This is a genomic window from Streptomyces hundungensis (assembly GCF_003627815.1).
GTDB classification, from domain to species: domain Bacteria; phylum Actinomycetota; class Actinomycetes; order Streptomycetales; family Streptomycetaceae; genus Streptomyces; species Streptomyces hundungensis_A.
The window spans coordinates 564,646-588,603 of sequence record NZ_CP032698.1; the positions used below are offsets into that span (position 1 = coordinate 564,646).

The 23,958-nt window shown below is 71.3% G+C and carries 10 protein-coding genes and 1 pseudogene; 5 read left to right on the forward strand and 6 right to left on the reverse strand.

Features of this window, described 5'->3' with window-relative positions; all coding sequences use genetic code 11:
* Positions 1–4 precede the first annotated feature (4 nt).
* The gene (locus DWB77_RS02645; protein ID WP_120719687.1) at positions 5–1,624 is read left to right on the forward strand and encodes a peroxidase family protein; all 1,620 of its coding nucleotides are present in this window, start codon (positions 5–7) and stop codon (positions 1,622–1,624) included.
* 53 nt (positions 1,625–1,677) lie between these two features.
* Here the strand turns inward: DWB77_RS02645 and DWB77_RS02650 are convergent, their stop codons facing one another.
* Positions 1,678–1,935 (reverse strand): hypothetical protein, encoded by a 258-nt coding sequence (locus DWB77_RS02650; RefSeq protein ID WP_120719688.1) that lies wholly within the window; start codon positions 1,933–1,935, stop codon positions 1,678–1,680.
* Between the two features lie 35 nt (positions 1,936–1,970).
* Positions 1,971–4,139 carry an acetoacetate decarboxylase family protein gene (locus DWB77_RS02655; protein ID WP_162952376.1) on the reverse strand — a complete coding sequence of 723 codons (2,169 nt, stop codon included), beginning with the start codon at positions 4,137–4,139 and terminating at the stop codon, positions 1,971–1,973.
* A 347-nt stretch (positions 4,140–4,486) separates the two neighbouring features.
* Between DWB77_RS02655 and DWB77_RS02660 the strand changes: the two genes are divergently transcribed.
* Positions 4,487–5,482 (forward strand): acyl-CoA desaturase, encoded by a 996-nt coding sequence (locus DWB77_RS02660; RefSeq protein WP_246033373.1) that lies wholly within the window; start codon positions 4,487–4,489, stop codon positions 5,480–5,482.
* 298 nt (positions 5,483–5,780) lie between these two features.
* Here DWB77_RS02660 and DWB77_RS02665 read toward each other — a convergent pair whose 3' ends face one another.
* Together DWB77_RS02665 and DWB77_RS02675 are read right to left on the reverse strand one after the other, a co-directional pair.
* Positions 5,781–6,638: an alpha/beta fold hydrolase gene (locus tag DWB77_RS02665; protein WP_120719690.1), complete on the reverse strand. Its 858-nt coding sequence runs from the start codon at positions 6,636–6,638 to the stop codon at positions 5,781–5,783.
* A 254-nt stretch (positions 6,639–6,892) separates the two neighbouring features.
* Positions 6,893–7,498, reverse strand: coding sequence for a dihydrofolate reductase family protein (locus DWB77_RS02675; RefSeq protein WP_120719691.1), 606 nt, complete (start codon positions 7,496–7,498; stop codon positions 6,893–6,895).
* Between the two features lie 157 nt (positions 7,499–7,655).
* Here DWB77_RS02675 and DWB77_RS02680 point away from each other — a divergent pair.
* Positions 7,656–8,253, forward strand: a pseudogene (locus DWB77_RS02680) (helix-turn-helix domain-containing protein).
* 47 nt (positions 8,254–8,300) lie between these two features.
* Here the strand turns inward: DWB77_RS02680 and DWB77_RS02685 are convergent.
* Together DWB77_RS02685 and DWB77_RS02690 are read right to left on the reverse strand one after the other, a co-directional pair.
* The gene (locus DWB77_RS02685) at positions 8,301–8,732 is read right to left on the reverse strand and encodes a VOC family protein (protein WP_120719692.1); all 432 of its coding nucleotides are present in this window, start codon (positions 8,730–8,732) and stop codon (positions 8,301–8,303) included.
* Positions 8,733–8,971: 239 nt separating this feature from the next.
* On the reverse strand, positions 8,972–9,550 hold the full coding sequence (locus tag DWB77_RS02690; protein ID WP_120719693.1) for an antibiotic biosynthesis monooxygenase: 579 nt from the start codon (positions 9,548–9,550) through the stop codon (positions 8,972–8,974).
* 937 nt (positions 9,551–10,487) lie between these two features.
* On the opposite strand from DWB77_RS02690, the gene DWB77_RS02695 reads away from it, so the two are divergent.
* Positions 10,488–14,504 (forward strand): non-ribosomal peptide synthetase, encoded by a 4,017-nt coding sequence (locus tag DWB77_RS02695; RefSeq protein WP_281279972.1) that lies wholly within the window; start codon positions 10,488–10,490, stop codon positions 14,502–14,504.
* Positions 14,504–23,788 (forward strand): non-ribosomal peptide synthetase, encoded by a 9,285-nt coding sequence (locus DWB77_RS02700; protein ID WP_120719694.1) that lies wholly within the window; start codon positions 14,504–14,506, stop codon positions 23,786–23,788. The genes DWB77_RS02695 and DWB77_RS02700 overlap by 1 nt, the downstream gene beginning before the upstream one ends.
* Positions 23,789–23,958: the final 170 nt, after the last annotated feature.

Below are 23,958 nucleotides of genomic sequence, written 5' to 3' on the forward strand. Positions count from 1 at the left end.
ACCCATGACCGCCACGTCTCGCGAGACCGAGGGCCGGACGGCGCCGCGCAAGGAAGCCCGAGACAGGTCCCGCGACGGCCGGCGCAACCGGTTCGAGACCCATCTGCTGACCCACTACCGTCCGGTGTGGCAGGCGGCCCAGCGCAGCAGGTGGCTGCACCGCAGGCTCAACTCGACCCTCACCGACCTGGCGGTCCTCAAAGCGCCACCGCGCCCGGAGCCGTTGAGCACGAAGAGCCCGTACACCTCCTGGGACTCTCTCACCGACCGCTCCTGGGTGGGCCGCCACCTGCCGCCGACGGCCGGACCGCCCGGGAGCATGCCGCCCCCGCAGGAAGTCGCCGAGCTGTTCCGCCGCGAGGGCGAGGGGAAGTACTGCGCGCGTTCCACGGCGCTGCTGCCCGCGTTCGCGCAGTGGTTCACCGACGGCTTCCTGCGCGGACACGCCGCCACTGGCGACCCGCGCCGCACGGACTCCCCGCACACCCTGGACATGTGCCAGCTCTACGGCGACCGCGAGGAGGTCACCGCGTGCCTGCGTACCTTCGAGGGCGGCAGGCTGAAGAGCCGAATGATGGACGGAGCCGAGTTCCCGCCCGCGCTGTGCCGGGACGGCGAGATCCTCGACGAGTTCAAAGCCATCCGGCCGGTCCGCTTCGACGAGGTGCCCAAGGACTGCGTCGACACACTCTTCGCATGCGGCGGCGATCGTGTGCACGCGCACGTCGGCCCGATGGCGCTGAACGTCCTGTTCCTGCGCGAGCACAACCGGGTCGCCGGCCTCCTCGGCGCCGCTCACCCGGAGTGGGACGACGAGCGTGTCTTCCAGACCACCCGGAACACCCTGATCGTGATGATGATCCGGGTGATGCTGGAGGAGTACATCAACCACATCACGCCGTACCACTTCGGCTTCGTCCTCGACCCGGTACGCGTCGACCGCGGAGTGTGGCACCGGGAGAACTGGGCGACGATCGAGTTCAGCCTCGTCTACCGCTGGCACAGCCTGATCCCGTCCACCTACCGGATCGCGGGCCAGGACCTGCCGCTCGCCCGGACGATCGCCAACGGGCAGCTCGTCCTCGATCGCGGCCTCGGGCCGCTGTTCGACGATCTGTCACGACAACCCGCCGGTCTTTCGGGGTTGTTCAACACCGACGAGCTCCTGCTGCCCATCGAGGCGCGCTCCGTCGCGGTCGGCCGGGAGCTGCGGCTGGCGTCGTACAACGACTACCGCGTCCACTACGGATTCCCGCCGGTCACCCATCCACGGCAGATCACCGGTGACTCCCGGGTCCAGGAGGCACTGCTCGACCTGTACGGCGGTGTCGACGGCATCGACCTGTACGTCGGTCTGTTCGCGGAGGAGCCGGAGCCCGGCGCCATCTTCGGCCGGCTCCTCGAACGGATCATCTCCGTCGACGCGTTCTCCGAGGCGTTGAACAACCCGCTTCTCGCGCCCCGCCTGTTCGCTCCCTCGACGTTCTCGCAGGAGGGCATTCAGGTGGTCCGGGAGACCAGGAGCTTCTCGGACCTGGTGCACCGCAACCTGCCGGAGGAGTCGGGACGTTACCTCGTGTCGCTGGGCAGCGCCGCGGGCGACACTCGGTCCCCGGCCCGCTGAGCGGGGCGTCCCGCGGCGCGCCGCCACAGTGCCCCGTGGCCGCCCCGCGCGGTTCAGCCGCGGACGTGAACGAGCAACGCATCGGCGGCGGTGCGCAGTTGCTCCGCCGCCGTGACGCACGCGGCGGCCTGCTGCTCCAGGGCGGCCCGGCTCCACTCGGGCGCCGCCGGGCAGCCGCTGAGCGTGGCGGCGGTGGCGAGCAGCCGGCGCGCGTACTCCCCCATGAGGTCGGCGTCCTGCCGCAATGTACGTACCCTGCCGAGGAGTTCGTCGGAAGCGGAGGCGGCTGCTCGGGGGGACTCGGTCACCATGGCGGCTCCCACTCGGTTCGGTGCGGTACGGGACTTCAGCGTGGCAGGACGGCGCCCGCGCTGCGGTGCAGCATGAGCTGGGGGCAGCTCAGGACGAACAGCGGGCGGGCCCCGTCGATGCCGAGTTCGCGCAGCTGACCGGCGAGCGGTCCGGCCGCCGCACTGTTCAGCCGCAGCCGGACTCCACGGCCGGGGTGCAGCCGCAGCTTGCCGTGGACCCGGACCAGGGTGCGTACGGTGCTGGCGCTGCGGCGGCCGTAGAGCAACCAGTCCGCCTCCAGGCAGCGCACGCCCGGGCCGAGCCGGCCCTCGACGGCGAGCCCGAGGCCTGGGGCGCGGGCGGTGATGTGCCGGCCCATCAGGTCGGTCTCGGCCGCCGTGCATACCGCGGGCTGGCCCCAGATCTCCTGGGCGACGATCCGGGCCTCCTCGCTCGTCACGGCGAGCGACAGGACGTATCGACCGGTGCGGCGCAGGTCCACCCGCCGCAGCAGGTCCGCCGCGACATCGTAGGGACGGGGCCGCCACAGGTCGTCGACGAGAACGGACAGGGCGATCTCCGTGTACGGGCCGATCGTGGTGCAACGGTGCTCGTACAGCGACAGCACGGCCAGGGCCCGTCGGGGCAGTCGGCTGGGGGACATCCAGGTGACGTCGGGCAGCAGCGTGCGTGCCGTATCGGGGCGGACCGCGAAGCAGAGATGGGCGGCGGAGGAGTCGTAGTAGCGCACGGGGACATCGACCGGGCCGGCCGTCGTGGGGAAGGCGCTGGTCGGCATGGTGAGGAAGGGGTACCCCTCCGGCGGGCGGGCGCGGTCCTTGAGCTGGTACACCTGGCTGCGTACGACAGCGCCGCGGTAGGCACTGAGCGCTTGGTCCACGTCTTCACGGGCCTGAGGGATGACGGACGTGAGGTGCTTGATGTATTCGCGGAGCATGTGGCACAGCGGGAACTCGTGGGTGGGGCCGGTGTAGTCGACCTCGTACCAGTTCGGGTGAGGGTCGAACGCGGCGCCCGCACCCCGGCCGTCGAGGACGGGGACGATGTCGTGCTGGTTGGTGATGCTCGCGACCCAGGTGCGTGGATCGGCGGGCTTCTTGTTGTCGACCGGCGAGCCGACGGTCACCACATGGGTGACCCGGTAGGCGCGGCAGAACTCCTCGTTCTGCGCGAGGTTCATCAGTGCGATGCCGCCCTCGCTGTGCCCGATCAGCGCGAGCTCGGCTCCCCGCGGGATGTCGTAGTCCGCAAGGGCCAGCAGGATCGAGCGGGTGTAGGGCGAGTCGGCCATGAACAGGTTGCGCCAAGCGCCGATGAAGTCCTGCGGGGAGTCGTTGCGGGGGCGTCCCGGGGCCATGCCGGGTGCCTGTAGGACGTAGCGGACGACGCCGTCGGGGCCACGCACGTTCTGCACCAGGATGCGTCCGTCGGTGCGGAGCGCCTCGATGTTGCCCAGGAACCCGAGGAAGGACCCCTCGGTGGCGATCAGCTGCTGCTCCTGGTCGGAGAGGTCCACCGGCTCGGCGGCGCCCTCCCCCTTGTCCATGGCCGCCAGATGGGCGGCGCTGATGCCGTGCAGCGGGTCCGCCGACAGCTCCCGTCCGGCGGCGAGCGCCCAGCCGGTCTCGTCATTCTGGGGGTCCTCGTCCAACAGGGCGCGGATGGCGAGGAGTTCGGCCATCAGCGGCGCGAGTCCGGACAGCGCGCGCTGGGCGCCCTGGTCCCGGAACAGGGCGCGCAGGGCCCGTACGGCCTCCAGGTCGCGGTCGGCGGTGACCGCGACCATCAGTCGGCGCATACCGGGGTCGCGTTCGAACTCGGGGTGGTCGATCAGCACGGCGGTGATTCTCAGCCGCAGCGAGGTGACGGCGACCAACGCGGCGAGGCTCTCCCGACCCAGCACCTCCCCCGCCGCGCCGAGCACCTGTCCCATGCCCTTCGGCGCGGTGATCGCCGAGCCACCCAGGCCCTGCTTGTTCGTCAGAGCGCGCAGCAGCGCCCACTGGGCGGCGAGGCCGGTGCGGGGCCGCCGGCGTGCGGAGGCGGTCAGGGGCGGTGCGAACAGCGCGCTGCTGGTGCGCGCGGACACCGCGCGGATGCCTTCAGCGGCCTCGACCACGTCCCGCGCGCACCGGCGCAGCAACTCCCGATCGTCCTCTCCGTCCGGCGTGGGCCGTCCGGGTGCGTGGCCGTCCGCTCGCATCCCTCGCTCCCTCCCTCGACTACCTACGGCGGCACGTCTCGCGCGTACGACGACATGTGCCGACCGGGGCCCGTGCCCGCGGAACGCGTCCCGGGTCCGGGGTCCCGGGTCCGGGGTCACGGGTCCCATCGTCGGGCAGAGATTCCCGGCCCGCACCTTCATCCATCCAGGTAGAGGATGTCGCCAAGATCCGCCGCGGCCGCCGCGCCTGAGCTCCGAGGGCATATCTCTTCCGCATAATCGCCCCACATGACTCTCTCCACTCCCCCGCTCGTGAGAGCACCGTCCTTTGTGCGTCCGCGTCCGGGTCCGGGAGGGTCTTCCTCCCCACTCGTGGGAGGTACGCCGTGACCGCCTCCCTCGACCGCGCGGAAGGCCCGCGAGCCCCGCTTCCCGACACCGTCCCGGTCAGCCTCCCGCTGCGCACCGGGTACCTGCTGACGCTCGTCGTCGGACCACTTGCCGTGCTGGCCCTGGCCCTGGCCGCCGCCCTGGCCGGCGGCTGGGGGCCGCACTGGTACGACGCGGTCCTCGGCGCCGGGATGTACGCCCTGTCCATCATGGGCATCACGGCTGGCTACCACCGGCACTTCACCCATCTGTCCTTCAAGGCGAAACGTCCCCTGCGGATCGCCCTGGGCATCGCGGGCGGGCTCGCCCTGGAGGGGCCAGTGACGATGTGGGTGGCCGAGCATCGGCGCCACCACCAGTACGCGGACCGGGAGGGCGACCCGCACTCGCCGTGGAAGTACGGCACCACCCGACGGGCCCTGCTCAAGGGTCTCTGGCATGCCCAGGTGGGTTGGTTCGCGTCGTCGCCGGTCCGCTCCCACTACCCGCGGTACGCGCCCGATCTGCTCGCCGACCGCGACGTGCGCCGCCTGGACCGCTGCTACCCCCTCACCATGGCCGTCTCGCTCGGGCTCCCTCCGGCGCTCGTCCTGGCGGTGACCCGCGACTGGAGGGCGGCGGCGGTCACCCTCCTGTGGGCGAGCCTGGTCCGCTATGCCGTCGTCCACCACGTCACCTGGTCCGTGAACTCCGTGGCGCACGCCTTCGGCAACCGGCACTACCGCACCCGCGACCAGTCCCGGGACGTGGCCTGGGTGGCCCTTCTGACCTTCGGCGAAGGCTGGCACAACCTCCACCACGCCGACCCCAACAGCGCCCGGCACGGCGGCCTGCCGGGCCAGCCCGACCTCACGGCATGGCTCATCGCCCGGTTCGAGCGGTGGGGCTGGGCCCACGACGTGCGCTGGCCGGACACACGGCGGATCACCGCACGGCACAGCGCGGAGACGACCGCCCGGCGCACGCCGCCCACCCGAGCCCTCGGCGAGTAGCCCGGCCCCACCGGGCTGCCCCGGTCAACCCGTTGGCGCAGGTGAGGGCCGAGCGGGACGAACTCGCGGCCGTGAACGGGGCTTTGAGGCAAGGCCGTTGGGTTGCCGTTCCTCGGCCCAGTACGGTCCGCTCGGCCGAACACCCCGGCGCGAGGTGTGCCAATCGGCGATGCTGCTGCGCGACACCACCGATCTCGCATCCGCGAGGCCCGCAGCCGAGGCCGTCCCGGACGGTGCACGGGAGGCGGTGGCCGACCGGCCCCTGCTTGGTGGGGTCGCCGACAACCAATTCCCGCGCTCAGGAGGCGTGTCGGACCGGTTCTGCTCCTGTTTGGATCAAGAAGTCGGTGAGTACCTGGGCGAGTCGTTCGGGCTGGTCTTCCGGGATGAGGGTGGACGAGTCGGCGATCTCGATCAGTCGGCCCTGCGGGTACAGCTCGGCCAGCCGGCGGCCGTGCTCACGCGGCATCATCCGGTCCTCGGTCGCCCAGACGACGAGTACCGGGCGGTCGAAGTCACGAAGTCGCTCGCTCCAGGCGAGCAAGGTCTTGCGTCCGGGTGCCCCGGTGGCGAATTTGGCGAAGTCCCTGCGGATGGCTCTGCTGCGGGTGGCGGGAGCGAACCAGTCGTCCATGATCTCGTCCGGGACCCCACGCAGGCTCATCCCGCCGTAACCGCCGCGGCTGTGGCGGATGGCGGGAACGCGCATGAGGCGGGTCAGGAACCAGACGCCGCCCGGAACCCTGCACATCTGCGCCATGGCCTTGGCCGGCCCCGGGGGGAAGTTGTCGAAGGCCTCGCAGGCCACCAGCACCAGGCGCGCGATGTGCCGGCCCGGCTCTTCCGACACCAGGAACTGGCCCCCGCCCCAGTCATTGAGGACGAGGGTCACCTGGCCCAGACCGAGCTGCTCGATGAACTCCCCTACGATCCGGGCGACACCGCGCGGGGACAGGTCGGCATCCGGGTGCATCGGCTGACGGTGGCCACCCATGGGCAGTGTGGGCAGGACGCAGCGGTATCCGTCCAGCAGCGGGACCACCTTGCGCCACTGGGTCTCGTTCATCGGCAGACCGTGGCCGAACACCAGCACTGGCCCCTCACCGCCGGTGTCCTCGTAGTCGATCGGTCCGCAAGACAACGTGATTCTCGGCATCCCGACCCCCGCTTGATAGAGCGTTCCCCCTGTGACTTTGGAGGGAAAAGGGGTGGAAGGCAATGGGACAAACGGACCCGCGAGGCAGGATCCAGGGCGCCGCCAGGGTGCTGTTCCGCCCCCACGGCTACCCGGCCACCGGCCTGAAGCGGATCGCAACGGAGCCGGACGCGCCGTTCGGCTCGATCTACCACTTCGTCCCCCGTCCGCCGGCGTCGGCTTGGCGGCCGTCCAGACCGGCGGACGGGACGACGTCACGCAGGGACGCCGAGCGGCGGGTGCTCGAGCACGCGGGGCTTGTACTCGACCAGCTGGATGCGGCCGTCGAAGGTGCGGTGCTCGATCATCTCGAGGGCAACGTCCGGGTAGCCGTCGTAGATGCGTTCTTCGCCCGTGGCCCCGGTGATCACCGGGAACATCACGACCCGGAAGCGGTCGACGAGCCCGGCCCGTAGCAGGGACCGGCACAAGCTGAGGCTGCCGATCGTACTGAGGAGCCCCGAGCCGCTCGCCTTCATGACGCGGACCGCCTCGACGGCGTCGCCGCGGACGAGCCTGGAGTTGGCCCACGTCAGCGGCTCATCGAGTGCGGAGGAGAACACCACTTTGGACGCTTGAGTGAGCTCGTCGACCGACGCCTCCTCCTCGGGCCTGAACTCGTCTTGGCCATGCGGAACCTCGCCTGCGGCGAAGCCCGACATCAGCCGGTAGGTGTTGGCTCCCATCAGATAGGTGACCTCGGGCTGCTCGCCGAGCCATGCGAGGTACTCCGGGCCCTCAAGGCCCCAAAACCCGGGCCATCCCTCGCCCGACGCGTAGCCGTCGAGGGAGGTGATGAAGTCGACGAGAAGCTCCGACATGGTGGTGTCCCTTCTGAGGTGTCACGAGCTTGGACCGACCGGGGGCCACAAACTCATCGGTTCCGCTGGGAGTAGCGAGAAAAACCTTGACGCTTCAGGCGATCAGGTCGGAGGAGTGACACTGCTTCGGACAGCCCGGAGGCAAGCGCCACGCACGGTGTCCAGTGCGGTCCTGTCCTGGATAGCCCCGTTCACCGGACTGAGCCCGCGTGTCTTCTTCAAGTTGATGAAGCAGCTGCGCCGCGAGGGCGGCGACGTGCCGGCCCGTGGTCGGCCGTGGAAACTGTCCCTGGAGGACCGGGTGCTACTCGTGGCCGCGTACTGGCACACCAACGTGACCCTGCGCCAACTCGCGCTGCTCTTCGGAGTGTCGAAGTCCACCGCCGATCGCGTCATCAACCACCTCGGCCCCAGGCTCGCGCCGGCCCCGCGCAGGCGTTCCGCCAAGGACGCGGTGCTGATCGTGGACGGGACGCTGGTACCCACCCGCTACCACTAGGTCGCTGATCAGTCGAAGAACTATCGCTACTCGACGAACCACCAAGTGGTCATCGACGCCGACACCCGCCTGGTCGTGGTGGTCGGTCGGCCTCTGCCGGGGAACCGCAACGACTGCCGGGCATGGGCCGAGTCCGGCCTGGAAGATCCTGCGCGTCTGCCGCCTGAGGGGCGACGGTGTGCGCCACGCGATGCACGGCATTGCCCGCCTACACAACCTCGCTCTCACGGGTGACTCCGGCCGCACGCGGCCCTGAGAAATCCGCCGGAGATGGCTTGCCACCTCGCAGGGTCTCAGAGGAAGTCAGGCGAGGCAGAACTCGTTGCCCTCGATGTCCTGCATCGTGATGCACGACTCGTTGATGCCATCGGCACGCTGCGTCAGCACGTGTTTCGCGCCGAGTGCCATCAAGCGTGCGCATTCGGCCTCGAGTGTGGCCAGGCGCTCATCACCCACGAGCCCTGTGCCGATCCGCACATCGAGATGCACCCGGTTCTTGACGATCTTGCCTTCGGGAACTCGCTGGAAGAGCAAGCGCGGGGCCGCACCCGAGGGATCAGCGCACGCGAAGTAGACCTCATCCTCGGGCGGCAGCGAGAGGTGGTACTCCTCCCACGTGGCGAAGCCCTCCGGGACCGTCGGTACGACGTACCCCAGCACCTCACACCAGAAGGCGGCGAGGCGCGCGGGCTCCGCGCAGTCGAAGGTCACTTGGAACTGTTTGATCGTTGACATCGGCGCACGATAACAGGGCCCTGTTCATCTCCCCAGGTCGGGAGGTCCGCACGTTGACGGGAGGAAGCGTCTGCTACCCGCTGCTGTGTCGTGCTGTCGCAGGGATGAACCGTGGTCAGTGCCTCCGCAAGGAGAACCTGAGATGCGATTCCGGCCAGCCACTCTCGTGCTGCGAAAGACGATGTGCGGGCATCCGGACTCTTCATCCGCAAGGCGATCGGGCGAGCCCCGCGTGACAGTCAGCCGCTAGGGATGAGCCAACCGCGCAGGACTCTGCTCACGGCGGGCATCGCCACGTACGTCATGAGCACGTTGAAGACGCAGGCCACGATCGCGCTGGCGAGCAGGACGGGGAGCGACGCGAGGTGGGGAGTGAGGAAGAGGCTGCCGAGTAGGGAGATCGGGTAGATCGCCAGGGTCGCGCTGATCGCCATCTTCCACCTCGGTGGCGCGGGCCGGGTCGAGCCGGGCTTGGCGAACCAGGTCTCCATGCCGGTCAGCCTGCGCCGGGCGATCTCGGTGTGGTGGTGTCCCTCGCAGTCGGCGAACCAGGCGGCCCGCTCAGGTGACTCCTGCCAGGCGCGGCATGCCTCGGCGTCCCGGAAGCGGTGGACGAGGAACCAGGGCGCGTCTCCGCCGGAGGAACGGAAGAGGCCGTAGCCGAGGTGGCCGGGGAAGGTGGCCGCGGTCTCGAGGATGCCTTTGGCCCACTGCTCGAAGGTGGCCTCGTAGCCGGGTTCCACCCGGCGGGCTATCAGGAGGGTCACTTCTCCCGAGTCGGCGGGAACAGCGTGCTGCTCAAGACTGACGACGGTCACACGTACTCCTTGTGATCTCACCGCGCCCGCCCACACCATACGCGGTGCACACCTGCGTCAAGCCGTCGGAGGCGATGTCGGAGTCAGCGGGCGGTGCCGGTTGGCGGCATCCCCTCAGAGGTCCCGGGAACGGTCGCCATCGCCCCAGCGTGGCGCCCTGCAAGCCCTGCAAACGCCGCCTGTTCACCCCGCTCCGCGACGGCACCTTCTACGCCCCCCCGCCCTACGCGCGCCTCAAGCACCGCAAGGTCGCCCACCCGGCCGGGGGCAAAGGCGCCGGGACCGGTCCAAGCACTCACCGGGACCCGTGATGCCGGAATTCCTCCACGCCTTTCCGGAGGAATTCCCGACGACGCTACCGAGACAAAGGGGCTTCGAGAAGAGCATCGGGGACATGTAAATGCCAGCCCTGTCACCCGAGTTCAGAGATGCGCCTCAACCTGCCTCAGGGGCATCCGAAATGCAATCTCCCGTCGGCCACCTTGCCCTTCCGTACCTTCCCTCTGGCCCTTTCGGGCAGAACGCCCGGTCAGCGGCGTGGCAGGGTGGCGCACCCGGACGGACGGCCATTGACAGAGTCAGAAGCACTGATCAATCATCTCAACCACCGCTCGGGGGACCGGCGTCGGTCAGCAACTCGGCCGTGCGATCGCCCGTGTACGGCTCATCGGACCATGCGCCGGAATTCCCCCTGGAATCCCCCAACTCCCGCACCCACTTCCGCACCGACTCCCGCAGCACCTCACGTGCTCAGTTCAGGACCATTCAGTGCGTTGCGTGGGCGCATTGACGCTCGAAAGACCCGCTGAGACAGATATCAGGTCACGGCTGTGAAGAGGAATCCCACAGAGGGGAAGAGCTGGCCTTGCCCGCGAATCAGGAATTGCGGCATTCCACCCCGGAATCGCCCGGCACGACATCCTCGCGACCGGGACCCGTGCCGCCCGTCGACCGGACCACTCCCCTGGCGCTGTCCTATGCGCAGCAGCGCCTATGGGTCCTGTCGCAGATGCAGGGCGCGAGCGAGGCCTACCACATGCCCATGGCGGTGGAGCTGCGCGGCGCATTGGACCGAGCGGCGCTGGGCAGGGCGCTGGACGCGCTCGTCGCCCGCCATGAGGTGCTGCGTACTCGGCTGGTCGCGGTGGCCGGCGTGCCCTTCCAGCGGGTCGGTCCCGCCGACGCGGGCTTTCCCCTCGCCTTCGCGGACCTCACCGGCGCACCCGATACACAGGCACAACTCGCCATCCTGCAACGGGAGGAAGCCTCAGCGCCGTTCGATCTGGAGCGCGGGCCGTTGGCCCGGGGGCGTCTGGTGATGCTGGGCACCGAACGGCACGTACTGCTTCTGACGCTCCATCACACCGTTTGTGATGGCTGGTCGATGTCCGTCTTGAACCGGGAACTCGGCGCGGTGTACGCCGCGTTCACGTCCGGCGCCGGCGACCCGCTGCTGCCGCTGCCCGTCCAGTACGCCGACTACGCGGCCTGGCAGCGACAGTGGCTCTCCGAGGGTGCCACGGAGCGGCAGAGTGCCTACTGGCGGAAGGCCCTCGCCGGTGCCCCCGCGCTCCTCGAGTTGCCCACGGACCGGCCGCGTCCCGCCGAGCAGGACTACCGGGGCGCGCAGGTGCCCGTCGCCATCGACAAGGAGCTGACCGCCGCGCTGCGGGCGCTGGGCAAGCAGAACGGCAGCACCCTCTTCAAGACCGTGCTGACGGGCTGGGCGCTGACCCTTTCGCGTCTGGCGGGCACAGAGGACGTGGTGATCGGGGCGCCGGCGGCCAACCGGACCCGCCCCGAACTCGAAGGCCTCATCGGCTTCTTCGTCAACACCGTCGCCCTGCGCGTCGATCTGTCGGGCGAACCGACGGTGGCGGACCTGCTGCGCAGAACGGATGCGGCCACGCTGTCGGCGCTCCACCACCAGGACCTGCCTTTCGAGCAGGTCGTCGAAGCGGTGAACCCTCCCAGGAACCTTGGGCACACCCCCCTGTTCCAGGCGATGCTGGCCTGGCAGAAGGCCACCGAGGAAACGTTGGAGCTGCCCGGCGTCGAGAGCGTGCCGCTGGAGTTCCCTCGCTTCACCGCCGCGTTCGATCTGACGCTCTGCCTCACGGCGCGGGACGGCCGCGTCACGGGGGAGCTCGACTACGCGACCGCACTCTTCGACGCGGCGACCGCCGAGCGCCACGTACGTCAACTGCTGCACGTACTGCGGCAGATGGCCGACGACCCGCACCAGTCCGTCGCCTCCCTGACGCTCCTGGACGAGCGGGAGCTTCGCCAGGTGTTGGTGGAGTTCAACGACACCGAGCTCGTGCCGAACCCCGCCGGGCTCGTGGAGCGGTTCGAGGTGCGGGTGCGCGAGCGGCCCGATCAGGTCGCCGTGGTTCACGAGGCCGAGCGGCTCGACTACGCGACGCTCGACCGGCGTGCCAACCGCGTCGCCCAGGCCTTGATCGCCCGGGGCGTAGGCACCGACCGGGTCGTGGGGCTGCACATGAGCCTCTCGGTCGACCTGGTGGTCGCCATGCTCGGCGTGCTCAAGGCGAGCGGCGCGTATCTGCCGCTCGACCCCGCGCTCCCCCACGCACGCCTCGCGGGCATGGTGGCCGACTCGGGGGCCGTGCTGGTCCTCGGCGACACGGACGGCGCCCCCGCGCCGAGCGCGAGGCCACAGGACGACACCGCCCCGGGTCCCGACGACGACGCGCCGTCGACTCCCTGGCTGCGGCTCGCCTCCGTCGAGGCCGACGCCCCGCGCGACGACGCGCCCGGGACGTCTTTCCGGCCGGACGACCTCGCGTACGTCATATACACCTCGGGGTCGACCGGCCACCCCAAGGGCGTCGCCGCCACCCACCGGGGCATCCTCAACCTGCTGGACTACTGGAGTGAGGAGTTCGGCGCGACGCCGGGGCTGCCGTCCGCGATGTGGCCGAGCTTCGCGTTCGACGCCTCGGTGCAGGAGTTCCTGCTGCCGCTCACCACGGGCGGCGTGCTCCAGCTCGTACCGCGGGACGTGCGCGAGGACCCCGAGACGCTGACCGCCTGGATGCGCGAGCACCGCATCGTGGACATCCTGCTGCCGCCCTCCTTCGTACGGTGGATCTGCGAGGCCCCCGAGGAGCGGCTGGCCGGCCTCGCGCTGCGCTGCGTCCGCACGGGCCTGGAGCCGCTGCCCGAGGACGCGCTGCACCGCATGGAGCAGGCCCTGCCCGGGCTGCGCGTGCTCAACGGGTACGGCCCCACCGAGACCGCGCTGTACTGCACCGCACATCTCGACCCGCAGCCGCTGGCGCGCCAGGCGCCGATCGGCCGCCCGGTCGCCAACACCCGGATGTATGTGCTGGACGAGCGGTTGCGGCCGGTGCCGATCGGTGTCGCGGGCGAGCTGTACATCGCCGGCTCCGGCCTGGCCCGCGGCTATCTGAACCGGCCGGAGCTGACGGCCGAGCGGTTCGTGCCCGACCCGTTCGTGCCCGGCGCGCGCATGTACCGCAGTGGTGACATCGCCCGCTGGCTGCCCGACGGCCAGTTGCTCTACGTCGGCCGCCGCGACCACCAGGTCAAACTGCGCGGCTTCCGGATCGAGTTGGGCGAGATCGAGGCGACGCTCCTCGAACAGCGGGGCGTGCGCGAAGCCGCGGTCCTCGCCGATCGTGACGCCGCCGGTGAACCGCGGCTGGTGGCCGCCGTCGGGGTGGGCGACGCGGCGCCGCGGCGGGTGGCCGAGTGGCGTGCCGCGCTCGCCCTTCGCCTGCCGGGCCACATGATCCCCGCGGTCTTCGTCGAGCTGCCGAGGCTGCCGGTCACCGACAACGGGAAGCTGGACCGCGCGGCGCTTCTGGCTCTGGCGCACACCAGCCTCCCCGCCCAGGTGAACCAGGCGACTCCGCGCGACCACATCGAGCTGACGCTCTATCAGATATGGCAGGACCTGCTACTGCGGCCCGAGATGGGCATCCGCGACGACTTCTTCGACATCGGCGGCACCTCCATCTCCGCCATCAAACTGGCCCACGCGGTCCGGGAGGCCTTCGGCGAGGACCTGTCGGTCCGCGACGTCCTCCTGCACCCGACCATCGAGGATCTGGGCGGAAGGCTGCGCCGGGGCGCGTCGGGGGCGCCGCCGAGCAACCTTCTCGACTTCCGCGCGGGAGATGGGGGCGCCCGGGTCGTCTGCGTCCATCCGGCGGGCGGCACCGCCTTCTGCTACCTCTCGCTGGCCAAGGCGCTGCCGGACTCCGTGGGCGTCCACGGCATCCAGTCGCCGGGCGTCAACCCGGGTGAGTCGTTCCTGCCGACGGTCGAGGCCATGGCCGCCTCGTACGTGGAACTCCTCACCCCGCTGCTCGACGCACCGCTCGTCCTCACGGGCCTCTCGTACGGCGGTCTGGTCGCCCACGAGATGGGGCGCCTCCTCGCCGCGGCGGGGCACGACCGAGTGAGCGTGGTGCTGCTCGACACGCAGGGCACCGACGATCCGGGGCGCCGCGCCGCCGTCGCGCCGGTGGACATGGCGGAGTTCCGCGACAAGCTGGTCAAGTTCAACGGGATGTACCCCGGCATCGAGGACCGGCAGATCGCACAGTACTTCCACATCTACAACCACAACCGGCTCACGGCCGCCTCCCACATACCGGCACCGACACCCGCGCGCACGGTCCTGATGCAGGCCGTCGAAGGCGCGCCGGGACCCCTGCTCGAGGAGGTGCGGGGCTTCTGGCGCCGTCGCGCGGAAGGCGACTACCTGGTGGAGCGGGTGCGGTGTGACCACTGGGAGATGCTGGAGTCCGAAGCGGTACTGCGGGTGGCCGCGGCGATCGAGGCAGAGCTGACGGGCCTGGCCGAACCCCGCCCGCTGCCGGCCACCACACGGACCGCCGCCGCCGGCTCCGTTCGGGAGACCACCACACGGACCGCCGCCGGCTCCGCACGGGAGAACTGATGGGCGCCGCACCGCACTTCCCCGACCCCGGTCTCGCCGCCGCCGTACTCCACCGCGCTCGCCGCCACCCGTCCGCCCCCGCGGTCATCGACGGCGAACACACCCTGGACTACGCGCGCCTCGACACCGCGAGCGCGGCCGTCGCCGACGCCCTGCACCGGCACGGCGTGCGGCCGGGACAGGCGGTGGCGGTCTGTCTGCCGCGCTCCTGGGAGCTGGTCTGCGCCATGCTCGGGATCCTGCGCCTGGGCGCGGTGGTCGTTCCCCTGGACGCGCAGAGCCCGACCGAGCGACAACACCACATCCTGACCGACTCGGCGAGCGTGGCGGTGCTCCACGGCGCGGTCGCACCGGAGGGACTTCCCAGGGGCGTGCGGCCCCTGCCGGTCAACGAACTCCTTTGCGGCGATGTGGACTTGACCGCGTCGGACCCGCACACCGTGCCGAAGGGCGCCGCACCGGTCTCCTTCGTCTTCTACACCTCGGGCACTACAGGGCTGCCCAAGGGCGTCGAGGTGCGGGACGCCGGAATCCTGCGCCTCGCCCAGCCCGGTTACATCGCTCTGCCTGAAGGCGCCCGCTACTCGTGCCTGTCCAACCCCGCCTTCGACGCGCTCAGTTTCGAGGTCTGGGTGCCGCTGCTGACCGGCGGCTGCTGTGTGATCGTCGACGACGAAACGGCGCAGACACCCGACGTCCTGGCGGCCGAACTGGAGCGGCTGCGCATCGACACCCTCTTCGTCACCGTCGCGCTGTTCAACGCGGTGGTCGACCAGGTGCCGCACTGCTTCGCCGGCATCGGCCAGGTGCTGGTGGGTGGAGAGCAGCTGAACGCCCGACTGATCCGCCGCTGGTACGCCTCCAATGTCACCGCTGCCACCCAGCTCTACAACGTCTACGGCCCCACGGAAGCCACCACGTTCGCGCTGTGTCACCCCGTGCCCCGGGACTTCGCGGGCGATGTGGTGCCCATCGGGCGGGCGCTGCCGGGCACCGAGGCCCTCGTGCTGGCCGAAGGTCACCGTCCCGCCGAGCCCGGCGAGACCGCCGAACTGTGCCTGGCCGGTGAGGCGTTGGCGATCGGCTACCGCAACCTCCCCGAGGAGGCCGCACGCCGCTTCGTCACCCTGGAGCGGCCCGACGGCACGCCGGTGCGCCACTACCGCACCGGCGATCTGGTCCGGCTCGACGCCACAGGGCACGTCGAGTACGTCGGGCGCGCCGACCGCCAGGTCAAGGTGCGGGGCTTCCGCATCGAACCGGGCGAGCTGGAGCGCCGGATCGTGACGCACCCCGCGGTGCGCCAGGCGTATGTGTGCACCCGCCGTGACGGAAACGGCGTCAACGAACTGCTCGCTTATCTCATCCCCGGCTCCGAGCTCACCTTCGACGACTTCCACCGGCACCTGGACGCCGCCCTGCCCGCGTACATGCGCCCCCACCGGGCCTACCTGGTCGAGGAGTTCCCGCTCAACGCCAACGGCAAGGTCGACCGGGAGGCCCTGCTGCGGCGCCACGTCACACCCTGGCGGCGCACCACAGCCGCCCCAACCCGTGCCGTCCGCACCGCCCGGCAGCGGGAGGTTCTCGCCCTCGCGGAACGGATCCTGGACACCGAGGGCCTGCACCTCACCGACCGCTGGATCGCCTGTGGCGGCGACTCGCTCAAGGCGCTGCGGCTGCGCTTCGAGGCGCGCCGTCTCTGGGGCTGCGAACTGCCGCCGTCCCTGGTCCTGCGGGCCGACTTCGCCGAGCTGGCGGCAGCGACGGAGGCAACCCCTTCCCCCTACCCCGAGATACCCGCACCGGCGCCGACCGAAGCGGCGGGTCCGCGCACCGCGCCCGCCACCTCCGAGCAGCAGCGGCTGTGGCTCCTACAGCAGCGCGATCCGGCGTCCCTCGCGTACAGCGTGCCGATGGTTTTCCGCGTCGAGGGCGCCGTCGACACCACCGCGCTGCGCGACACGCTGCGACGCCTCGTGGCCCGCCACCCCGCGCTGCGCACCTCCTTCACCGCCACGCCCGAGGGGCTGCTCCAGACGGTGAACGAGCCGTACGACCCGTGGACCGAGCCCCCGGCGGCGGCCCTCCGCGACGCGGCAGGGCGAAGAGCCTTCGCCGACCGGCTGTTCGCCACGCCCTTCGACCTGGCACGGCCCCACTTGTTCCAGGCGTGCTGGCTGCCCCGTCCGGGCGGCGGCGAACTGTATCTGCGCATGCATCACATCGCGGTCGACGGCTGGTCGCTCAACGTGCTGTTCGGCGAGGTGTCGGCCGACTACGCGGCAGCCGTCGGCAGCGCGGGAGAGGCAATCACGCGACCGGCGCCGACGCCGCTCGACTACGCCCGCTGGCAGTCCGAGTGGTTCAGCCGCGACGCCTATCGCTCCCAGCGGTCCGAACTGGCAGCCCTGTACGCCGACTTGCTGCACGACCCGGCGGGTGCGGACCCGGCTCCCCTGGAGCCGGTCCACCCGTCGGACGGCCCCACGGGGCGGCTGTTGCACACCTCCCTCGACACGGCCCGTCGCACCGCGCTCGACCGGCTCTGCGGCGACCTCGGACTCACCCGCTTCCAACTCCTCCTGGGCGTCTACGCCTGGAGCCTGTACGGGGTGACGGGCCGCACCCGGCCCCGGATCGCCGCGCCGGTGGCCAACCGGCCCGTGCAGGACTTCGAGTCCAGCATCGGCATGTTCGCCAACACCGTGCTGCTCCCCCTGGCCGTGGCCCCGCGCGAGCACCTGCGCTCCCAGCTCCTGCGGTACGGCGCCGCCACGCAAGCCGTCCTGGACCGCCAGGACGTCGTCCTCGCCGACGTCGTCGCCGATCTGACAGGGCCGGCCGGCACCACGCCGTTCGACTTCATGTTCGTCCTGGAGAACACCGACTACGACACCCTGGCGCTGCCCGGCTGCGACGTCCGTCCGCAGTGGCGGGCACCGGTCGACGCGAAGTGTCCTGCGACCCTGACGGTGGTCGAGCGGGCGACGGGCTTCGACTGCCTGTGGGAGTACGACGCCGGCCACTTCGACGCCGCCGAAGTGACGGCGCTGGCCGCGCTGTTCGAGCGCGGCATCGAGGCGCTCGCCGACGGCGTCGACCGTCCCCTGTCCGAGCTGGTGGCACCGTTCCGCCGTCAACTGCCCGAGCCGGGACGCGCCGAGCCGGCACCCCTCGCCCATGCCACGGTCGCCGAGGGCTTCGCCCTTCAGGCGCGGCGCACACCCGACGCGCCCGCGCTGGTGCACGCGGGCCGCACGCTCACGTACGCCCAACTCGACGCCTGGGCAGGCGCGTTCGCCGCCGAGCTCCAGCGACTCCACCCGCTGGAGCCGGGAGACAGCGACCCGCGCAGTGTCGCCCTGTACCTCCAGCCATCGGCGGAGCACGTGGTGGCGCTGCTGGCACTGGCCCGGCTGAACCTGACCATCGTGCCGCTCGATCCCGCCTATCCGCAGGAGTTGCTGCGGCAGATCCTGTCCCAAGTGGAGCCCCTGTGCGTACTGGTGGCCCCTCAGGACGCGGACGCTCTCGACGCCATCGCACCGAGCGGTCTGCCGCGTCACCCGGTTTCCTCGATGGACCGCCTTCCAGCGGCCGTCCCCGCCCTGCCGCCGCACGACGGCCTGCGTCCGCTGTACACGCTGTTCACCTCGGGCTCCACCGGCACCCCCAAGGGCGTACAGGTGTCCGACCGGACGCTGTGCAACCTGTTGCAGTGGCAGCGCGACTGTGGGGACCTGCGGGCCCCCGCCGTCACTCAGCAGTTCTCCATGCTGTCCTTCGACGTCTCCTTCCAGGAGATCTTCACCACGCTGTGCGGCGGCGGTGCGCTGCATGTGGTGAACCCGCAGTGGCGCCACGACGCGCCCGCGCTGCTCGACCAGCTCGAAGCGGCCGGTACCGAGCGCCTGTTCCTGCCGTACGTGGCCCTGAACCTGCTCGCCGAGCACGGCGTACGGCTCGGCCGCTACCCCTCCCGGCTGCGCGAAGTGGTCACCGCGGGCGAGCAACTGCTGTGCACCGACGCCATCCGCCGCTGGTTCGCCAGGCTGCCCGGAGCCCGCCTGTTCAACCACTACGGGCCGACCGAGACCCATGTGGTCAGCGGCCTCTGTCTGGAGGGCGACCCCGCGCAGTGGCCGGAGCGCCCGGCCATCGGCAGGCCGGTGACGGCTGCCTGGCTCCGGGTGGTCGACGAGGCGGACCAACCCCTACCGCCGGGCCGAACCGGCCGGCTGCTCATCGGCGGCCCGATGGCCGCGCCCTGCTATCTGGGCGACGCGCGGCTCAACACGGAGCGCTTCGTCGACCTGCCCGGCCTGGGAACCTTCTACCGCAGCGGCGACCTGGCCCGCTTCGACCGGGACGGCCTGCTGCACTATCAGGGCCGCGACGACCAACAGATCAAGCTGAGCGGCCACCGCTTGGAACTGGGCCAGGTCGAGGCGGCACTGCTGCGCCACCCCGACGTCGTCAACGCGGTGGTGGTACGGGACGGTGAACGCCTCGTTGCCTGCCTGGAGTTCGGCGCGACACCCACAGCCCAGGCCCCGGCTCCGGGCCCCACCGGCGCGGAGCTGACACGCCATCTGGCGCCGCTGCTGCCGCCATACGTACGGATCGACCGCTTCCGGCGCCTGGCGAGGCTGCCGCTCACACCGAGCGGCAAACTGGACCGCCGCGCGGCCCTGACCGCGCCCGGTGACGAACTGCCGTCATCCGCCTCCCCGGACCCGCAGGTCCTGTCGCCACGCGAGGCCCGGCTCACCGAACTGCTCGGCGAGGTGCTCGGCCGCACCGTCGCACCCGATGAGCGCTTCTTCGACGCGGGCGCCTCCAGCCTCGATCTGATGCGCTTCCAGCTGCGCTGCACCGCCGAGCCCGATCTGCGCTTCGCCGTCCCCGACCTGTTCGAGCACGTCACCATCCGCCGCCTCGCCGGGTTCCTGGACGGTGCGCGGTGCACGACCGACACGGGCCGTCCTCCGCACGCCGCGGCGGACGAACCGATCGCCGTCATCGGCATGGCCGTACGGCTGCCGGGCGCCGACGACCTCGCCTCCTTCTGGGAAATGGTGCGCACCGGCGCACGCGGTGTGGAGCACTTCGAGGCGGCCGATGGACTGGTCGGCGCCCGCAGTCAGATGTCGGGGCTCCTCTCCTTCGACCCCGAGCACTTCGGCATCAGCCGCCAGGAGGCGCGGCTGATGGATCCGCAGCAGCGCCATCTGCTCATGAGTTCCGTGCAGGCGCTGGCCCATGCCGGGATCGCGGACCCGTCCGGGCAGCGCATCGGGCTCGTCGCCGGCTGCGGCGAGAACACCTACTTCCAGTCCCTGCTGCGCGAGGCCGAACCGGAGCAACTGCCGGACGGCTTCCAGCTGGCGCTCCACCACGACAAGGACTTCCTCACCACCAAGGTCGCCTACCACCTCGATCTGACGGGCCCCGCGTTCACCGTGCAGGCAGCGTGCGCCAGTTCACTGGTCGCCGTGCACGTCGCGGCGGGCCTGCTGCGTCAGGGCGAGGCCGATGTCATGCTGGCGGGCGGCGTACTCGTCGACACGCTCCTCACGGACGGCTACGCGTACCGCCCGCAGCACATCTTCTCCCGGGACGGTCACTGCCGGCCGTTCAGTGACGACGCCGACGGCACGATCGGCGCCAGCGGTGTCGGTGTGGTGGTGCTCAAGCCGTTGCGCCTCGCGCGGCGCGACGGCGACACCGTGTACGCGGTGGTCACGGGATCGGCACTGAACAACGACGGTGCGGGCAAGCTCAGTTACAGCGCACCCTCGCTGCCGGGCCAGCGCGAGGTGATCCGCGCCGCGCTGCGCCGCAGTGGCCGCGACAGCGCCGACCTGGGGTACGTCGAGGCGCACGGCACGGGCACCCAGCTCGGCGACCCGGTCGAGGTCGGCGCGCTGCGCCAGGCGTTCGACCTGGCCGAGGCCGACCGGTGCGCCCTGACCTCGGTGAAGAGCCAGATCGGCCACCTGGGCGCCGCGGCGGGAGTGGTGGGTCTCGTACGGGCCTCACTCGCCGTCCATCACGGGCTGATCCCGCCCAACGTCGGTTTCCGTGCGCTCAATCCGCAGATCGGCTCCGACACGGCGCCGTTCTTCGTCCCGACCGCGGCCGTGCCCTGGCCCGCGGGACGGCCCCGGGTGGCCGCGGTGAGCAGCTTCGGCATCGGCGGCACCAATGCCCATTTGGTGCTCGAAGCGGACGAACCACGGGAGGAGGGCGATCCCCAACTACCCCTCATTGCCTGCCTGTTGCTGTCCAGCACCAGCGTTGCCGGGCTGCGCGCCGACGCCGCCCGCATCGCCGACTACCTTCAGGCACGGCCCGAGACGTACGCCCTGGTGCTCCGCCATCTCCAGGCGGGGCGGCCCGCGCGCCGCCTGCGGGCCGCGGCGGTCTGCGCCGACGCGTCCGCAGCGGTGGCCTGGCTGCGTACGGTGTCCGGCGTCGAGGTGGCGGCGGCGCGCGGGGAGGAGTGCCGCGCCGAGGAGCACACGGCCGATGATGTGGTGACGGCGTGGCTGGCCGGCCGGCCGGTCCGCTGGCCCGCCGGAGCCGCGCAGGCCCCCTGGGACTTGCCGCCGCCGAGTTTCGCGCTCGCCGAGTACGACTTCGAACGCGCCACCGCCCCGGCCGAGGACGGTGGAAGGCCGCAGCGCCTGCCCGAGGCCGACTGGCTGCACCAGCCGCACTGGGTCCGGCTGAGCCGTGCCGTCACCGCGGCCGGGCCACGAACAGCGGGAGTGCTGGTGGCGATGACCGCCACCCCGCTGCCGCCCGACACGCTGGCCCCCTTCGAAGCGGCTTACGACCGGGTGGTACGCGTCAGCGCTGCGGACGCCTTCGCCCAACTAGCGCACGACATCTATCAGTTGAACCCGACTGACCCCGATTCAGTACGGCAGCTGCTCGACGTGCTGGCCCCCGCGTCGACCGACGCGCACGAGGTCGCAGTCGACTGGCTGCACGCCCTTCCGCTGTCCGTGGCCGGCCCGATCGGCGAGGAGGCGATGGAGCGCGCCCGCTGGGCGTGCCTGGACACCCCGGCCGCCCTGCTGCGGGCGGTCGGCGAGTCGTCGCGGCCGGTGCGGCTGCGGACCTGGTGGCTTTCGTACGGGACGCAGCCGGCCGAAGACGCCGTACGCCGCCCGGAGTTGGGGCTGCTCGTGGGCGCCGGAGAAGTGGCGCCACAGGAGTGTGCCCTCGCAGGACACTGGGTGGACCTGCCCGTCGCGGACCCGGCCGACTGGAGTGGGGCGCTGGCGGCGCTGCTCTCCGGGGCCGACGCCGCGACGGAACTGCCCCGGCGCCTCGCGCTGCGGCACGGCTACTGGTGGCGGCAGGCCCTGCTGCCCGTGCCCGCCCCCGTCGCGACCGCGCCCTTTGCGCTGCCCGCCGCGCCGGCCACGTATCTCGTCATCGGCGGCACGGGAGGCATCGGCCGTTCCCTGGCCGCGTGGCTCCTCGCGCACTCCGAGTGCCGGGTCGTGCTGCTCTCCCGCAGCGCGCGGCTGCCCGAGGATCTCGCGCAGTGGGCGGACCGCGTCGAGCTGGTCGAAGCCGATCTGGCCGAGGACCCGCTCGATGCGATCCTCGCCCGGGTCGCCTCGCACACCTCAGGAGCCGGCGGGATCGACGGCGTGGTGCATGCCGCGGGCTCGGCGGGCGGCGGCCTGATCTCCCGGCGCGACTCCGTGGCGATGCGGCGGGCCACGGCCGCCAAGCTGCGCGGCGCGCTCCTGGTCGAGCGGCTGATCGAGCACTACCGGCCGGGCTTCGCGGCGTACTGCTCATCGATGGCCGCGCAGTACGGCGGGGTCGGCCAGTTCGACTACGCGGCCGCGAACGGCGTTCTTGACGGCTTCGCCCGGTACCGCTCGGACGCCACCGCCACCGACACCGCCACCACGCTGCGGATCGGCATCAGCTGGGACATCTGGAGCGAGGTCGGCATGGCCCGGGACGCCCTGCGGTCGGACGCCCGCCACCAGGAACACCTCGCGGTCGGTCTTGCGGTCAAGGAGGGGCAGCGGCTGTTCGCGCGGGCGATGCAGCTCCAGCTTCCGCACCTTCTGGTGTCCACCACCGACATCGAGCGGGCCCGCGCCTTCTACGCTCCGTCGGCCGCGCCGAACACGGCGTCCCGCGCAAGGGGCGCGCACGTCACGCAGGACGCGGTCGCGGCACGACCGGAAGCGATCGCCGCCCGGCTCAGTGGCTGGCTGTGCGGCTGGCTGGGGCTTGACGAGATCGATCCGGCGGTCTCGCTGTACGACCACGGCGTGGATTCGCTGACCATGCTCGACCTCGTCGCCAAGGTCGAGCAGCACTACGGCGTCGTCCTCGAACTCTCCCAACTGGGCCATCGCATCAGCCTCAACGGCGTGCTGGCCCTCATCGAGAAGACCGAGGCCGCCGATCCCGGCGCGGCTCCCCCTGCGGACCAGGTGCCCGTCGAGGTGTGGCAGGAGGGCACCGGGAGCGATGTGATGTGCCTGATCCATCCGGTCGGCGGTGACGTCCAGGCGTACCGTGCACTCGTGTCGGGCCTCGACCCGCACCTGACGGTCTGTCTGATCGCCGACCCCGCGCTGCGCACCCCCGACCGGCCTTCCTGGTCGCTGGCCGAGCGGGCCCGTCACTACCACGCCGCACTGGGTGCACGCTTCCCGCACGGCCAGTGGCGCTGGCACCTCGCGGGCTGGTCGTTCGGCGCCTGGGTGGCACACGCCGTGGCCGCAGAGGCGGAGGCAGCCGGCCACCCGGCCGCCGGGCTCCAACTCCTCGACCCACCCCCGCCGAACGCCGCGCCGCACTTCCTGGCGTACGACGAAGCGCGGTACGCGGCGGTGTTCGCACACGAGCTGAGCCACAGCGGCCCCGGACAGGACGGCACGGACGAGCGCCGCACCGGAACCGGCCCGAGCCCGGAGGCGCTGGCGTACGCCGAACGTCTGGCGCGCTGCTGCCGGGCCAACGTAGCCGCCATGGCCCACCACCAGCCACCCCGGCTCACCCGCACGCCAAGCCACCTGTGGCTCGCATCCCACCCGGTGGACGGTCTGCCGGTGCTGGGCTCCCCGGAGGAGCAACGGCGGCTGTGGCAGGAGCGGCTGACGCTGCTCGACGGTTTCCACGAGCTGGACACCACGCACTATGGGGTCGTCAGGACACCATGGGTGCGGGAGGTGGCGAACGCCGTCAACACCGCGACGGGAACGGCGGCCGAACCCGCCGAGAGGACTTCATGACCCCCTTGGCCCCTCACGCGTGTCAAGGCGCGAGAGGCCGTGCGGCTGCCGCCTCTCACCCATCATGAGGCGGCCGATGAGACCTACGAGGCGCGGCAGTTGGTCGCGGAGATCACCTCGCCGCTGGCCGTTCGGCCAGACGGGGAAGGCCCGTGCCTCGCTCTTCGCCA